Annotated in this window: 14 protein-coding genes; 10 read left to right on the forward strand and 4 right to left on the reverse strand. The window is 67.2% G+C overall.

Translation table 11 applies throughout. The features are described from left to right. Positions 1-23 precede the first annotated feature (23 nt). Together atpD and V7S63_RS20005 are read left to right on the forward strand one after the other, a co-directional pair. On the forward strand, positions 24-1,484 hold the full coding sequence (atpD, locus tag V7S63_RS20000) for a F0F1 ATP synthase subunit beta (RefSeq protein WP_336531491.1): 1,461 nt from the start codon (positions 24-26) through the stop codon (positions 1,482-1,484). A 152-nt stretch (positions 1,485-1,636) separates the two neighbouring features. Continuing rightward, positions 1,637-2,050, forward strand: a complete 414-nt coding sequence (locus V7S63_RS20005) for a F0F1 ATP synthase subunit epsilon (RefSeq protein WP_091832833.1) — start codon at positions 1,637-1,639, stop codon at positions 2,048-2,050. Between the two features lie 77 nt (positions 2,051-2,127). Here V7S63_RS20005 and V7S63_RS20010 read toward each other — a convergent pair whose 3' ends face one another. Together V7S63_RS20010 and V7S63_RS20015 are read right to left on the reverse strand one after the other, a co-directional pair. Then, entirely contained in the window at positions 2,128-2,634 is a 507-nt protein-coding gene (locus tag V7S63_RS20010; RefSeq protein WP_100962084.1) for an RNA pyrophosphohydrolase, read from the reverse strand. Positions 2,635-2,673: 39 nt separating this feature from the next. Next, positions 2,674-3,549: an HpcH/HpaI aldolase/citrate lyase family protein gene (locus V7S63_RS20015; protein WP_336531492.1), complete on the reverse strand. Its 876-nt coding sequence runs from the start codon at positions 3,547-3,549 to the stop codon at positions 2,674-2,676. Between the two features lie 101 nt (positions 3,550-3,650). On the opposite strand from V7S63_RS20015, the gene V7S63_RS20020 reads away from it, so the two are divergent. The 8 genes from V7S63_RS20020 to creD all read left to right on the forward strand — a co-directional run bounded on the left by V7S63_RS20020 (position 3,651) and on the right by creD (position 12,533). Continuing rightward, positions 3,651-5,363 carry a serine/threonine dehydratase gene (locus V7S63_RS20020; protein WP_336531493.1) on the forward strand — a complete coding sequence of 571 codons (1,713 nt, stop codon included), beginning with the start codon at positions 3,651-3,653 and terminating at the stop codon, positions 5,361-5,363. After that, positions 5,360-6,091 carry an aspartate/glutamate racemase family protein gene (locus tag V7S63_RS20025; protein ID WP_336531494.1) on the forward strand — a complete coding sequence of 244 codons (732 nt, stop codon included), beginning with the start codon at positions 5,360-5,362 and terminating at the stop codon, positions 6,089-6,091. The genes V7S63_RS20020 and V7S63_RS20025 overlap by 4 nt, the downstream gene beginning before the upstream one ends. A gap of 75 nt (positions 6,092-6,166) precedes the next feature. After that, positions 6,167-7,228 (forward strand): MaoC family dehydratase, encoded by a 1,062-nt coding sequence (locus V7S63_RS20030; RefSeq protein ID WP_336531495.1) that lies wholly within the window; start codon positions 6,167-6,169, stop codon positions 7,226-7,228. 178 nt (positions 7,229-7,406) lie between these two features. After that, positions 7,407-7,799, forward strand: a complete 393-nt coding sequence (gene sdhC, locus V7S63_RS20035; protein WP_336531496.1) for a succinate dehydrogenase, cytochrome b556 subunit — start codon at positions 7,407-7,409, stop codon at positions 7,797-7,799. A gap of 12 nt (positions 7,800-7,811) precedes the next feature. Next, on the forward strand, positions 7,812-8,204 hold the full coding sequence (gene sdhD / locus V7S63_RS20040; RefSeq protein WP_244543789.1) for a succinate dehydrogenase, hydrophobic membrane anchor protein: 393 nt from the start codon (positions 7,812-7,814) through the stop codon (positions 8,202-8,204). A gap of 2 nt (positions 8,205-8,206) precedes the next feature. Beyond that, on the forward strand, positions 8,207-10,039 hold the full coding sequence (gene sdhA / locus V7S63_RS20045) for a succinate dehydrogenase flavoprotein subunit (RefSeq protein ID WP_091832857.1): 1,833 nt from the start codon (positions 8,207-8,209) through the stop codon (positions 10,037-10,039). Positions 10,040-10,053: 14 nt separating this feature from the next. Next, entirely contained in the window at positions 10,054-10,839 is a 786-nt protein-coding gene (locus tag V7S63_RS20050; protein ID WP_091832860.1) for a succinate dehydrogenase iron-sulfur subunit, read from the forward strand. A gap of 275 nt (positions 10,840-11,114) precedes the next feature. After that, positions 11,115-12,533 carry a cell envelope integrity protein CreD gene (creD, locus tag V7S63_RS20055; protein ID WP_336531497.1) on the forward strand — a complete coding sequence of 473 codons (1,419 nt, stop codon included), beginning with the start codon at positions 11,115-11,117 and terminating at the stop codon, positions 12,531-12,533. A 3-nt stretch (positions 12,534-12,536) separates the two neighbouring features. Here the strand turns inward: creD and V7S63_RS20060 are convergent, their stop codons facing one another. Continuing rightward, entirely contained in the window at positions 12,537-13,781 is a 1,245-nt protein-coding gene (locus V7S63_RS20060) for an NAD(P)/FAD-dependent oxidoreductase (RefSeq protein WP_336531498.1), read from the reverse strand. Continuing rightward, positions 13,778-14,569: a glutamine amidotransferase gene (locus tag V7S63_RS20065; protein ID WP_100962090.1), complete on the reverse strand. Its 792-nt coding sequence runs from the start codon at positions 14,567-14,569 to the stop codon at positions 13,778-13,780. Before V7S63_RS20065 ends, V7S63_RS20060 begins: the two co-directional genes overlap by 4 nt. Positions 14,570-14,623 lie beyond the last annotated feature (54 nt).

Genomic DNA, 14,623 nt, shown 5'->3' on the forward strand with positions numbered 1-14,623 from the left:
AACGCGAATCCGAGGTTCGAACCATGGCCAAAGCCGCTACCAAGACCAAGACCGACAAGCCCGCCAACACCGGCACCGGCCGCGTCGCGCAGGTCATCGGCGCCGTCGTCGACGTGCAGTTCGACGGCATCCTGCCCGAGATCCTGAATGCGCTCGAGACCGACAATCTCGGCAACCGCCTCGTCCTCGAGGTCGCCCAGCATCTCGGTGAGAACACGGTTCGCACCATCGCCATGGACTCGACCGAAGGTCTGGTCCGCGGCCAGGTGGTCACCGACACCGGCGCCCCGATCGCGGTTCCGGTCGGTGACGAGTGCCTCGGCCGCATCATGAACGTCATCGGCGAGCCGGTGGACGAGGCCGGTCCGATCAAGACGTCGGGCACCCGCGCCATCCACCAGCCGGCTCCGAGCTATGCCGACCAGGCGACGGAAGCGCAGATCCTGGTCACCGGCATCAAGGTCGTCGACCTGCTGGCGCCTTACGCCAAGGGCGGCAAGATCGGCCTGTTCGGCGGCGCCGGCGTCGGCAAGACCGTTCTGATCATGGAGCTGATCAACAACGTCGCGAAGGCCCACGGTGGTTATTCCGTGTTCGCCGGCGTCGGCGAGCGCACCCGCGAGGGCAACGACCTCTATCACGAGATGATCGAGTCGGGCGTGAACAAGAAGGGCGGCGGCGAAGGCTCCAAGTGCGCTCTCGTCTACGGTCAGATGAACGAGCCCCCGGGTGCCCGCATGCGCGTCGCCCTGTCCGGCCTGACGGTGGCGGAAGACTTCCGCGACCGTGGCCAGGACGTGCTGTTCTTCGTCGACAACATCTTCCGCTTCACCCAGGCGGGCTCCGAGGTGTCGGCGCTGCTCGGCCGTATCCCGTCGGCGGTGGGCTATCAGCCGACGCTTGCCACCGACATGGGCAACCTGCAGGAGCGCATCACCACCACCAATAAGGGCTCGATCACCTCGGTGCAGGCGATCTACGTGCCGGCGGACGACCTGACCGACCCGGCGCCGGCGACCTCGTTCGCGCACCTTGACGCCACGACCGTGCTCTCGCGCTCGATCGCGGAAAAGGGCATCTACCCGGCGGTCGACCCGCTCGACTCGACCTCGCGCATGCTCTCTGCCGCCATCGTCGGTGACGAGCACTACGGCGTCGCCCGCCAGGTCCAGCAGATCCTCCAGCGCTACAAGGCCCTGCAGGACATCATCGCGATCCTGGGCATGGACGAGCTCTCGGAAGAGGACAAGCTCGCCGTCGCCCGCGCCCGCAAGATCGAGCGCTTCCTGTCGCAGCCCTTCTTCGTCGCGGAAGTCTTCACCGGCTCGCCGGGCAAGCTCGTCGCGCTCGAAGACACCATCAAGGGCTTCAAGGGCCTGGTCGAGGGCAAGTACGACCACCTGCCGGAAGCCGCCTTCTACATGGTCGGCTCGATCGAGGAAGCGGTCGAGAAGGCCCAGCGCCTGGCTGCCGAGGCGGCGTAAGTTTCACGGGCCATCCCGGCCGGCATCGGTCGGTCGGGGGGCGTGACACGCGTCTTTCCCGGGCTTGTCCCGGGAATCTCTGGACGAGAAGACACTGGTTTCAGAGATGGTCGGGTCAGGCCCGACCATGACGAGCCTGGAGAGATTTTACGATGGCCACCTTCACATTCGAACTCGTCTCGCCGGAGCGCATCCTATTCTCGGGCGACGCCGTCAGCGTCATCGTGCCGTCGGTCGAGGGTGAGATGACCGTGCTCGCCGGTCATGCGCCGGTCGTCGCCGTGCTGAAGCCCGGCATCGTCCTGGTCCAGACCGACTCGAGCAACGGCAAGGAATTCTTCGTCTCCGGCGGCCTCGCCGAGATCAACGCCACGAGCCTCACCATCCTGGCTGAGCAGGCCCGCTTCCTCGAGGACGTCGACACCGCCGTCCTCGATGCGGAGATTCTGACCGCCGAGACCCGCCATGCCGGTTCGCATGACGAAGCCGAGAAGAAGCGCCTGCACGACCAGCTCGTGCAACTGCGCGAGTTCAAGGGCGTGTTCGAGCAGCGTAAGGCTGCCTGAAGGACCGCGTCGCGGCCTGGGACGAGAGACAACGGGCCGCGCAAGCGGCCCTTTTTCGTTGGGTCTGAAGGCGAGGATCAGCTCGTCGGCTTGGCGAACTCGGCAAAGGCCGCGACCACTTTCTCGTAGACCATTCGCTTGAACGGCACGACGCGCTCCGGCATCTCCGCGAGCGGCAGCCAGGCCCACTCCGAGAACTCGGCGGGCTCGTCACCATTCGGCCGGCTGATGTCGAACTCGGTCTCGCTGCCGGTGAAGCGGAAAGCGACCCAGCGCTGGCGCTGGCCGCGAAAGACGCTCAGCCTGTGCGGCGGGCCGGCATAGGCGGGGAAGTCGTAGGCCCACCACTCCTGCGTGGCGGCGAGGAATGCGGCGCTGCTCACCCCGGTTTCCTCGGCGAGCTCGCGGCGGGCGGCCGCAACGATATCCTCGTTCGCGTCGATGCCGCCCTGCGGCATCTGCCAGTCGAAGCCCGGCAGGACGATCTCAGGCCCGGCGCTGTGCGAGCGGCCGGCAAAGACGCGGCCCTGCGCGTTGAACAGGGCGATGCCGACATTGGGTCGATAGGGGAGGGAGGAGGTCATGACCCCTCCCGCTACCACGTCATGGCCAGCAAGGTGAACTCAGGCCGCGATCGCCTCGGCCAGTGCGACGACACGCTTGGCCATCTCGGCATGCAAACGCTCGACCATGCGCCCGTCGAGCTGGATCGCGCCCTTGTCGGCGTTCCCCGGCTCGTCGAAAGCCGAGATGATGGCGCGGGCCCGCGCGAGCTCGGTCTCCTCCGGCGCGAAGATGCCGTTCGCCACTGCGACCTGGTTGGGATGGATCAGGGTCTTGCCGTCGAAGCCGAGGTCGCGGGCCTGCTCGCATTCGGCGCGGAAGCCGGCCTCGTCCTTGAGGTCATTGTAGACGCCGTCGATGACGTCGATGCCATGGGCGCGCGCGGCGAGGATCGCCGTGGTCAGCCAGGGCAGCATCGGCGCACGGCCGGGCACGAAGCGGGCGCGGGTTTCCTTGGCAAGGTCGTTGGTGCCGAGGATGAAGCAGCCGAGACGCGTCGAGGGATCACGGGCGGCCCGAGCGATCTTCTCGCAATCGAGGATGGCAAGCGGTGTCTCGATCATCGCCCAGATCTGCGTTTCCGGCTTGGCCCAGAGCCCTGTCAGGCGATGGCCGATCTCGATCAACGCTTCCGGCGAAGACACCTTGGGGATCAGGATCGCGTTGGGCGCGGCTTCCGTCGCGGCGGCGAGGTCGGCGTCGAACCAGGGCGTATCGATGCCGTTGGTGCGGATGACCAGCTCGCGCCGGCCATAGCCGCCCGCCTTCACCGCGGCGCACACCTGTTCGCGCGCCAGTCCCTTGGCGTCCGGAGCGACCGCGTCCTCGAGATCGAGGATCAGCGCGTCGGCGGCAATTTCGCGGGCCTTCTCCAACGCGCGGGCATTGGAGCCCGGCATATAGAGGACGCTGCGGCGCGGACGGATGTCGGTCATAGTGTCTCTCCGGATTGAGGGTCGCCGGGTTCGCTGCAGTGCACACTAAGCTGCGCCGCAATGCAATGTCAGTTCTGCGAAGGACGAATGACGGGGCTGTGATGGGCTGGATTGCCGGTGTCGATGGCTGCAAGGCGGGCTGGATCGCGGCTTTCGCCGATCCTACCGGGCAGGACGCACCATTTTTTCGGGTCCTTCCGCGCTGGAGCGATCTGCTCGCCGGCCAGACTGTGCCGGAGCTGATCGCGGTCGACATGCCGATCGGCCTGCCGGACCGGATCTCCGGATCGGGACGTGGGCCGGAGCAGGCGGTGCGGGCGCTCCTCGGCGAGCGGCAATCCTCGGTATTCTCTATTCCCTCGCGCAGCGCGGTACACGCAACCGACTATGCTGAGGCCTGCCTATTGGCGCTTGCGACCTCGGAGCCGCCGCGTAAGGTCTCGAAGCAGGGCTTTCATCTCTTTCCGCGCATCCGCGAGATCGACGCTCTGCTGCGGGCCGAGCCTGATTGGCGCGAGCGCATCTTCGAGACGCATCCGGAGCTTGCTTTCGCGACCATGCGCGGTGCGCCGCTGGTGCACCCGAAGAAGATCAAGGGCGTGGTCAACCCGGCCGGGATGGCCGAGCGCCGCGCTCTGCTGCTGGCGGCGGGACTGCCGGAGGCCATCGTCCATGCGAAACCGCCGCGCGGTGCCGCGGCTGACGATGCCGTCGACGCCCTCGCAGCGCTGGTCGTCGCCCGGCACATTGCCGCCGGGCGCGGGAGGCCCTTTCCCGATCCGCCGGGACGCGATAGCCACGCTCTACCTATCGCGATCTGGACCTATGTCGCGGATCGCTCCCTCGCCCAGGATCCGCCCATGACAGACAAGCCTGTGCCGCGCTCGATGATCGAGGCCGCGGCTGACCGCATTGCCGGCCATGCCCGCACCACTCCGGTGATGCGGCTCGGCACCGGCGCTTTCGGCTCGCGCGCCGATGTCTCGCTCAAGCTCGAATGCCTGCAGCATGCCGGCTCGTTCAAGACGCGCGGCGCTTTCAACAACCTGCTCTCGCTCGATGTGCCGGCCGCCGGCGTCGCCGCGGCCTCGGGCGGCAATCACGGTGCAGCGGTCGCCTATGCCGCCGGCCAGCGCGGCGTGAAGGCGACGATCTTCGTGCCGGAAATCTCGCCGGCCGCCAAGATCGAGGCGATCCGCCGCTTCGGCGCCGAGGTCCGGATCGGTGGTGCGCAATATGACGACGCCCAGGCGGCCTGCGACAAGTTCGTGGCCGAGACCGGCGCGCTGAAGATCCACCCCTTCTCGGCCAGGGAGACGATCGCCGGCCAGGGCACGCTCGGCCGCGAATGGCAAGGCCAGGAGCCTGACCTCGACACCGTCCTAGTCGCAGTCGGCGGCGGCGGCCTGATCTCCGGCATCGCCGCCTGGTTCGCCGGCACCAGCGTCAAGGTCGTCGGGGTCGAGCCGGAAGGCTCGCGGGCGTTGCAGGCGGCGCTTGAAGCGAAAGGGCCGGTGACGGTGACCGTCGCCTCGGTCGCGGCCGATTCGCTGGGGGCCCGCAATGTCGGCCAGCTGGTCTATGACGTCTGCAAGGATGCGGTCGACCATGTCGTGCTGGTCCCGGATGCGGCGATCACCGAGGCTCAAGCGCTGCTCTGGCGCGATTTCCGCCTCGCGGTCGAGCCCGGCGGCGCGGCGGCGCTCGGCGCGCTGATCGCCGGCTCCTACAAGCCGCAGCCTGGCGAACGCCTCGGCGTCCTCGTCTGCGGCGCCAATGTCGATCTCGCCAAGCTGATCGAGATCATCGCGTGAGCCGGCGCGGCATCGCCAAGGGCGGCAAGGCGGTCTATGGCGCGCCGCTCGGCGTGCTGATGCTGGAGGCGCGTTTTCCGCGCATCTTCGGCGACATGGGCAACGCCACGACCTGGCCTTTCCCGGTTCTCTACCGCGTCGTCTCCGGGGCCAGCCCGGAGAAGGTGGTGCTGAAGGGAGCGGCCGGGCTGCTCCCGGATTTCGTCGCGGCGGCGCAGGAGCTGATCCGGCACGGCGCCGAGGCGATCACCACCAATTGCGGCTTCCTCTCGCTGTTTCAGCAGGAGCTGGCGGCTGCGGTCGGTGTTCCCGTCGCGACGTCATCGCTGATGCAGGTTCCCTGGGTGCAGGCGACTTTGCCGCCGGGCAAACGCGTCGGCCTCGTCACCGTATCGGCGGCGACGCTGACGCCGCAGCACCTTGCGGCCGTCGGCGTTCCCGCCGACACACCGGTCACCGGCACCGAGAACGGCCGCGAATTCTTCCGCGTGCTGATCAAGGCGGAGAAGGAGGAGATGGACATCGACCTCGCCGAGCAGGACGTGGTCGAGGCGGCCCAGCGACTGGTCGCTGATCATCCCGAGGTCGGCGCGATCGTGCTCGAATGCACCAACATGCCGCCCTATGCGGCTGCGGTGCAGGCGGCGACGGGCCTGCCGGTCTACGACATCTATTCGATGATCACCTGGTTCCATGCCGGCCTGCGGCCGCGCGACTTCCGGCTCTGACCTTCGGCTTCGGGCGAGCTTTACGGCGGGCCGCGCCGCAGCGCACAATGAGGTCCCGCCGCGAGAGCCGAGCCGATGTCCGAGATCACCAGCAAGACCAATACCGGCCGCTTCTTCGAGGACTTCCGGCTCGGCGAGACCATCGTCCACGCGACGCCGCGCACGGTCTCGGTCGGCGACGTCTCGCTCTACACCGCGCTCTACGGGACGCGCTTTGCCGTGCAATCCTCGGATGCCTTCGCCAAAGCGATCGGCTATCCAGTCGCGCCGGTCGACGATCTGCTGGTCTTCCACATCGTCTTCGGCAAGACGGTGCCGGACATCTCGCTCAATGCCGTCGCCAATCTCGGCTATGCCGATGGCCGCTTCCTCAAGCCGGTCTTTCCGGGTGACACGCTCTCGACGACCTCGGAGGTGATCGGTCTGAAGCAGACCTCGGGCGGCGATGCCGGCATCGTCTATGTCCGCTCGATCGGCCGCAACCAGCATAATGAGATCGTGCTGAGCTATGCTCGCTGGGTGCTGGTGCGCAAGCGCCGGCCCGGCACGCCGGCGGAGTTCGAGCTGGTGCCCGAGCTGCCGAAGAGCGTCGCCCCGGAGGCGTTGGGCGAGGGCTGCCCGCCGCTGCATCCGGCCGCCTATGACGATGCGCTTTCGGGTTCGCCCTTCCGCTGGGGCGACTACCGCGCAGGCGAGCGCATCGACCATGTCGACGGCATGACCGTCGAGGAGGCCGAACACCAGATTGCGACGCGGCTCTACCAGAATACCGCCAAGGTCCATTTCGACGCCTATGGCGCCCGCGAGACCCGCTTCGGCAAGCGCCTGATCTATGGCGGGCATGTCATCAGCCTGGCGCGCGCCCTGTCCTTCAACGGGCTCGGCAACGCCTTCCACATCGCCGCGATCAACGCGGGTCGCCATGTCTCGCCGCTCTTTGCCGGCGACACCGTCTTCGCCTGGAGCGAGGTGCTGGAGGCGGCCGAGGTGCCTGGACGCGAGGATGTCGGCGCGCTCAGGCTTCGCCTCGTCGCGACCAAGAACCTGCCCTGCAACGAGTACCCGCTGAAGCACGCCGACCAGTATGCTGACGGGGTGATCCTCGATTTCGACTACTGGGCGCTGCTGCCGCGGTGACGATCCGGAAGCGGTCGAGGGTCGTCGTGGACTGAAAAGTTACAGATTTCGATTTCTGTAATCGCCCGAATGCATACCGCATTGCGACAAGGACATGGTTTCGTTAGAGAGCCATACACTCTAGAACGATACCAAGCGATCTTCGCTTCGTGAGCTTGAAGGGTCGGGAGTTCAAGACTTGGCCGAGTCCAGACCGGCGGCGCGCCCGCTTTCACCGCATCTGCAGATTTATCGCTGGTCCTGGACCATGGCGATGTCGATCGCCCATCGCGCCACCGGTTCGGCGCTCTATGCCGGTACCCTGCTGATCGCGCTCTGGCTCATCGCCGCCGCCTCGGGCCCGGCCGCTTACGAAACGGCGCAGTGGATCGCCGGCTCCATCCTCGGCCGGCTCGTGCTGTTCGGTTACACCTTCGTGCTGCTGCACCATATGGTCGGTGGTCTTCGCCATTTCGTCTGGGATCTCGGCCACGGCTTCGACCCGCAGACCCGCACGAATCTGGCGAAGTACAGTGTCGTCGTCTCCGGCGGGCTCACCGTGCTCGTCTGGATCGTCGCCCTGACGCGCTGAGGACCAAAGCCGATGCTCTCCAACTCCTCGATGCGCACTCCGCTCGGCCGCGTCCGCGGCCTCGGCTCCGCCAAGTCCGGCACCGGCCATTTCTGGCTGCAACGCCTTACCGCCGTCGCCAACCTCGTCCTGACGATCGGCTTCCTCTGCGTCGTGCTTTCGCTGATCGGCAAGCCCTATGGCGCCGCGATTGCGACGCTGGCCAAGCCGCAGGTCGCGATCCTGATGCTGCTCTTCGTGGTCTCCGGCGTCGTCCACATGCGCCTGGGCATGCAGGTCGTCATCGAGGACTATGTCCATCATGAGGGGCTGAAGATCCTCGCCGTGATGGCCAACACCTTCTTTGCGATCGCGGTCGGCGCTGCCTGCGCCTTCGCGCTCCTGAAGATCTCGTTCGGAGGCTGATCATGGCGATCACCCGCGCCCGTGCCGTCCCGGCCTATACCGGCCAGGCCTACCCCATCACCGACCACACCTTCGACGTCGTCGTCGTCGGCGCCGGCGGCGCCGGGCTTCGCGCCACGGTCGGCTGCTCGCAGGCCGGCCTGCGCACCGCCTGCATCAGCAAGGTCTTCCCGACCCGCTCGCACACCGTCGCCGCCCAGGGCGGCGTCGCCGCCTCGCTCGGCAATATGGGCAAGGACACCTGGCAGTGGCACATGTACGACACCGTCAAGGGGTCGGACTGGCTCGGCGACCAGGACGCCATCGAATATCTCGTGCGCAACGCACCGGCCGCCGTCTACGAACTCGAGCACTGGGGCGTGCCCTTTTCGCGCACGGAGTCGGGGAAAATCTATCAGCGCCCCTTCGGCGGCATGACCACCGATTTCGGCAACGGGCCTCCGGCCCAGCGCACCTGCGCCGCCGCCGACCGCACCGGCCACGCCATGCTGCACACGCTGTATGGCCAGGCGCTGCGCTACAACACCGAGTTCTTCATCGAATACTTCGCCATCGACCTGATCATGGACGAGGACGGCCATTGCCGTGGCGTGATCGCGCTGAAGCTCGATGACGGCACGCTGCACCGCTTCCGCTCGCAGCAGACGATCCTTGCGACCGGTGGCTATGGCCGCGCCTATTTCTCGGCGACCAGCGCCCATACCTGCACCGGCGATGGCGGCGGCATGGTGCTGCGCGCCGGCCTGCCGATGCAGGACATGGAGTTCGTGCAGTTCCACCCGACCGGGATCTACGGCTCGGGCTGCCTGATCACCGAGGGCGCCCGCGGCGAGGGCGGCTACCTCACCAATTCCGAGGGCGAGCGCTTCATGGAACGCTATGCCCCCTCGGCCAAGGACCTCGCCTCGCGCGATGTCGTCTCACGCTCGATGACGATGGAAATCCGGGCCGGCCGCGGCGTCGGCAAGGATAAGGACCACATCTACCTGCATCTCGACCATCTCGACCCGAAGATCCTGCACGAGCGCCTGCCCGGCATCTCGGAGAGCGCCAAGATCTTCGCCGGCGTCGACGTCACCCGCGAGCCGATCCCGGTGATCCCGACCGTGCACTACAACATGGGCGGCATCCCCACGAACTTCCACGGCGAGGTGCTGACCAAGGTCGATGGCGATCCGGACCGGGTCGTGCCCGGCCTGATGGCGATCGGCGAAGCGGCTTGCGTCTCCGTCCACGGCGCCAACCGCCTCGGCTCGAACTCGCTGATCGACCTCGTCGTCTTCGGCCGCGCCGCAGGGCTGCGCTGCGCCGAGACCGTCAAGGCCGGCGAGACGCAGCCGGAGCTGCCGGCGAACTCGGCCGATCTCTCGCTCACCCGCCTCGACAAATACCGCAACGCCAAGGGCGGCACGCCGACCGCGGTGCTGCGCGACAAGATGCAGCGGACCATGCAGTCCGATTGTGCCGTCTATCGCACCGGCGAGACGCTCGAAGCGGGCCACAAGGCGATCCACGAGGTCTGGGCCGGCATCACCGACATCGGCACGACGGATCGCTCGCTGATCTGGAACTCGGACCTGATCGAGACGCTCGAGTTCGAGAACCTGATCACCCAGGCGGTGGTCACCATGGACTCGGCGCTCCAGCGCCCGGAGAGCCGCGGCGCCCATGCCCGCGAGGACTATCCGGACCGCAACGACAAGGACTGGATGAAGCACACGCTCGCGTGGATCGACGACGAGAAGCGCACCGTCACGCTCGATGACCGTCCGGTGCACACCTACACGCTCTCGAATGACATCGAATACATCAAGCCGAAGGCGCGGGTGTACTGAGGACGATCTGACCGATGGCTGAATTCAATCTCCCGCAGAACTCCCGCCTGACCGAGGGCAAGGCCTGGCCGAAGCCGGCCGGTGCCAAGAAGGTCACCGAGTTCAAGATCTATCGCTGGAACCCGGACGACACCGCCAATCCGCGCACCGACACCTATTATGTCGACCGCGACGATTGCGGGCCGATGGTGCTCGACGCGCTGATCTGGATCAAGAACAAGGTCGACCCGACGCTGACCTTCCGGCGCTCCTGCCGCGAGGGCATCTGCGGCTCCTGCGCCATGAACATGGACGGCAAGAACGGCCTCGCCTGCACCACCGGCATCGATGAGTGCGGCGGCAAGGGCAAGGTCGCGATCTACCCGCTGCCGCACATGCCGGTGGTCAAGGACCTCGTTCCCGACCTGACCCGCTTCTACGCCCAGCACGCCTCGATCGAGCCCTGGCTCAAGACGACGACGCCGGCGCCCGAAAAGGAATGGAAGCAGGCCAAGGACGACCGCGAGAAGCTCGACGGCCTCTATGAGTGCATCCTCTGCGCCTGCTGCTCGACCTCCTGCCCGAGCTATTGGTGGAATGGCGACCGCTATCTTGGCCCCGCCGCGCTGCTGCAGGCCTATCGCTGGCTGATCGACTCGCGCGACGAAGCCACCGGCGAGCGCCTCGACGATCTCGAGGACCCGTTCCGGCTCTATCGCTGCCACACCATCATGAATTGCGCCAACGCCTGCCCGAAGGGGCTCAACCCCGCCAAGGCGATCGCGGAAGTGAAGAAGATGATGGTGGCCCGCCAGGTCTGAGCCGGCCGGAATTCTACTGGCGCGGCCGTCTGACGCGGCGGCCTGCGCTTCCGGTGCTCACGTACTGATGTACGCTCCGTTCCGGTTCTCGGCCGCCACGCCAGCCGACTCACGCCAGCGAATTCCGGCTCGCCTGAGCGAGGTTCGGTTTCGGGCCGCACGGATTTCCGCAATTCCGCCGCCGATTTCGCCGGTTTCGGCCCTCAATCGATCACGTCCGCGACAAGACGTCGCGCTCTCTTCGTGCTGTTTAAGTCACCGCATGAGGGCGCATCATGTCGCAAGAGCACGGGCAGCAGACCGAGAGCAGACCTGAACCTCCTCTCTTGCCCCTCGGCATCACGCCGCGGCGCTTCGGGCGCAGTCCGGGCCTGAAATTCTTCGTCATCGGTTTTCTGGCACTGCTGCTGCTGGTCCCGCTGATGTTCGTCTCCACTCTGCGTGGCGAGCGGTCGGCAACCGCAAATCAGGCTGCCCGCGAGATCGGCGATGCCTGGGGCCGCGAGCAGATCGTCGGCGGACCGGCTCTGCTGGTGCCCTATCTGGTGCCGCCCAAGGCCGCCAATGCGGCGCCGACGCGCGAGGTCGCGGTCTTCCTGCCGGATGATCTCCAGGCGAGTTCGGAGGCGCAGACCGAAATCCGGCGGCGCTCGATCTTCGACGTGCCGGTCTATCGCAGCAAGGTCGCGCTGAATGCGCGCTTCCTGCCGCCCGATTTCAAGACGATCACCTCGGAAGACGTGCAGCCGCTCTGGAACGAGGCGGTGCTCGCCGTCGGCGTCGCGGATGTCCGCGGCCTGAAGAACCGGGCCACGGCGCAGATCCGCGACGGAGCCGCGATCGAGTTTGAGCCGACGCTGGGAGCCGGCATTCGCGACGGCAACGGCATCCATGCCGCCTTGCGCGGCGTCGACCTGACCAGGCCGCTCGTCGTCGAGGTCGGGCTCGACCTCAACGGCTCGCGCAGCCTCTCGATCGTGCCGCTGGCGAAGAACAGCGCACTCCGGATGAGCTCGAACTGGCAGCATCCGAGCTTCTCCGGCGCGCATCTGCCGGATGACCGGGTGATCGACGCGAACGGCTTCTCGGCCTCGTGGCGGGTCTCGCATCTGGCGCGCAACCTGCCGCTCGCCTTCACCCATGACAAACGGGCGGACGTAACCTTCCTCGCCGGCGCCGTCGGCGCCCGTTTCTACCAGCCGGTCGATCTCTATCAGCTGGTCGAACGCGCCATCAAATACGGCGTGCTCTTCGTCGGCGCGGTCTTCCTCGCGGTGTTCGGGTTGGAGCTGGTTGCGCGCGACAATCTCCACGCCGTCCAGTACACACTCGTCGGCTTCGCGCTGGTGCTGTTCTATGTGCTGCTGCTGTCTCTAGCCGAGCATCTCGGCTTCCTGACCGCCTATCTGACCGCTGCCGCGGCAACGACGGCGCTGATCGCGCTCTATATCGGCCTCGTCCTGCGCAGCTTTGCGCGTGGCGGCGTCCTGGGGCTGATCCTCGCCACCGGCTATGGGCTGGTCTATGCGCTCCTGAAATCCGAGGATTTCGCCCTGCTCGCGGGAGCGATCGGCGCCTTCGTTGCGCTGACGGCACTGATGCTCGGCACGGCCAGGGTCAATTGGTCCGGCCTTGGTGACGGCATGGCCAAGAGCATCACCGCTGATCCGGTGCAGCCGAGCGGCTCGGCGTGACGTTCAGGAGAGATAGCGGCCCGGCGCGAAAGGCGCCGGGTCAGCCGGGGCCGCTTCGCCGCAGATCAGCGCGGCGAGGATCTCCCCCGTCACGGGGCCGGTCGAGAAGCCGATATGCTGGTTGCCGAAGGCGAGCCAGAGGCCGGGATGGCGCGGCGCCTCGCCGATCACAGGCAGCGAATCCGGCAAGGTCGGGCGTGAGCCGCGCCAGGTTGCATCGTCCGCCGGCTCCGTCAGCGGAAAGGCCTCGCGCGCCCGCGGCAGCACCTGCTCGATCTGGGCATGGTCGTCGGGGGCATCGCGATCGGCGAGCTCGACGCCGCTGGTCAGGCGCAGGCCGCGCTCCATTGGCGCCAGCATGTAGGACGCTTCGACATCGTAGATCGGGCGGTTGAGGAAGCGCCCCTGCGCCGGCTTGTAGTGGCGGTGATAGCCGCGCTCGACATTGAGCGGCACTTTCAGGCCGAGAGGTCGCAGCAGATCGGCGCTCCAGGGTCCGAGCGCGACGACCGCGAGCGCGGCGTCGTGCTGGGCGCCCTTGGCCGTGACACGCCAGCTATCGCCCTGCCTCGACAGGGCGGTGACCTCGTCGCGCAGGATCGTGCCGCCCCGCGCGGCGAACAGCGTGGCGTAGGCCTCGACCACCGCGCCCGGCCAATCGACCGAGGCGCTGTCCTTGTGGTGAAGGGCAGCCGAGAATATCGGATTGAGGCTCGGCTCCAGCGCCGAGAGCGCCTGCCTGTCGAGCGCCTCGACGCGGACATCGTGGTCTTCCAGGAAGGTCCGGCGCGCCTCGGCGGCGGACCGGCCGGCCTCGCTGCGCCAGAGCTCGAGGAAACCGGTATCGCGCAGGCGCCAGGCGATGCCGGCTTCCGTCATCAGCCGCTTGTGCAGCGGCAGGGAGGGCGCGATCAGGCTTTCCAGCGCCGCGACGCGGTGGCTGAGCCGCTCCGGCCTGGCCTCGTTGAGAAAGCCGAGAATCCAGCCGGGATTGCCCAGGAGGTGGCCGAGCCGGTAGCGCACCGCCGCATGCCGGTTGCCGAGGTATTTCGGCAGGTTTTTCCACAGGCCGGGATTGTTCAGCGGCATGATCGAGGAGCGGCTGATCACCCCGGCATTGCCGTAGGAGGTCTCGCGGCCGGGCTCGCGCCGGTCGATCAGCGTGACCTTGAGGCCGCGCTTCTGCAAGGCAAGCGCGCAGGAGACGCCGACCATGCCGGCGCCGATGACCATGACAGTGCGGGTCACGCGATGGAATCCTGCTCGGCCGGCGCTTTCAGCCAATGGTCGAGGAAGCTGTCGAGCCAGGCGCGGACCGGCGGATCGTACTGGTACCAGCCGTCGAGATGCTGGTGGCGCAATTGCGCGCCCGGCATCAACGTACGTTCATGGCCGCGTACCGACCAGCGGCACATCATCGCCAGCGTCACTTCAGGGTGGAATTGCAGGCCGTAGGCCTTGCGGCCGGCGCGGATCGCCTGGACCGGGAAGTCGCCGCCGGTCGCCAGGCATTCGGCCCCGGTCGGGCAGTCGAAGCCCTCGCGGTGCCATTGATAGACGATGCCCGGCCAAATGCAGCCGGAAGCAGTGGCATGGGCGCGGCCGGCCTCGGTCAGGCTGAGCGGGTAATAGCCTACCTCGGCCCGGCCCTCGGCATGGCTGTAGACGGTCGCGCCGAGATGACGGGCGAGCATCTGCGCACCCAGGCAGAGCCCCAGGAACGGCGCATCTTCCTTAAGGCAGGTGCCGATCCAGTCGGTTTCGGCCTTGACGAAATCGTCGGGGTCGTTGGCGCTCATCGGCCCGCCGAAGATCACTGCGCCGGCATGGTCCCGCATGGTCTGCGGCAGCGGGTCGCCGAAACGGGGCCTGCGGATATCGAGGGCATGGCCGCGCTCGGCGATCAGACGGCCGACGCGGCCGGGCGTCGAATGCTCCTGATGGAGTACGATCAACACCGGTTTGCGAGGTGGCAGGGCGTCGAGGCGTGTGCGGAGCCGGCGACGGGCCTCGAAGCGATAGGACAGATCGTTCATCGCGATGGTCGATTGCGCTCCCGAAACCGGATTCTCCGCGCCGGATCATATCTA

Source organism: Allobosea sp. CCNWLY174, from assembly GCF_037120455.1.
In the GTDB taxonomy this organism is placed as follows: Bacteria; Pseudomonadota; Alphaproteobacteria; order Rhizobiales; family Beijerinckiaceae; genus Allobosea; species Allobosea lupini.

Coding starts and splice junctions, on each gene's coding strand:
- atpD (WP_336531491.1), top strand. CDS start 24: ATGGCCAAAGCCGCTACCAAGACCAAGACCGACAAGCCCGCCAACACC.
- V7S63_RS20015 (WP_336531492.1), bottom strand. CDS start 3,549: ATGACCGACATCCGTCCGCGCCGCAGCGTCCTCTATATGCCGGGCTCC.
- V7S63_RS20030 (WP_336531495.1), top strand. CDS start 6,167: ATGTCCGAGATCACCAGCAAGACCAATACCGGCCGCTTCTTCGAGGAC.
- V7S63_RS20020 (WP_336531493.1), top strand. CDS start 3,651: ATGGGCTGGATTGCCGGTGTCGATGGCTGCAAGGCGGGCTGGATCGCG.
- V7S63_RS20050 (WP_091832860.1), top strand. CDS start 10,054: ATGGCTGAATTCAATCTCCCGCAGAACTCCCGCCTGACCGAGGGCAAG.
- V7S63_RS20010 (WP_100962084.1), bottom strand. CDS start 2,634: ATGACCTCCTCCCTCCCCTATCGACCCAATGTCGGCATCGCCCTGTTC.
- V7S63_RS20005 (WP_091832833.1), top strand. CDS start 1,637: ATGGCCACCTTCACATTCGAACTCGTCTCGCCGGAGCGCATCCTATTC.
- sdhD (WP_244543789.1), top strand. CDS start 7,812: ATGCTCTCCAACTCCTCGATGCGCACTCCGCTCGGCCGCGTCCGCGGC.
- sdhA (WP_091832857.1), top strand. CDS start 8,207: ATGGCGATCACCCGCGCCCGTGCCGTCCCGGCCTATACCGGCCAGGCC.
- V7S63_RS20065 (WP_100962090.1), bottom strand. CDS start 14,569: ATGAACGATCTGTCCTATCGCTTCGAGGCCCGTCGCCGGCTCCGCACA.
- creD (WP_336531497.1), top strand. CDS start 11,115: ATGTCGCAAGAGCACGGGCAGCAGACCGAGAGCAGACCTGAACCTCCT.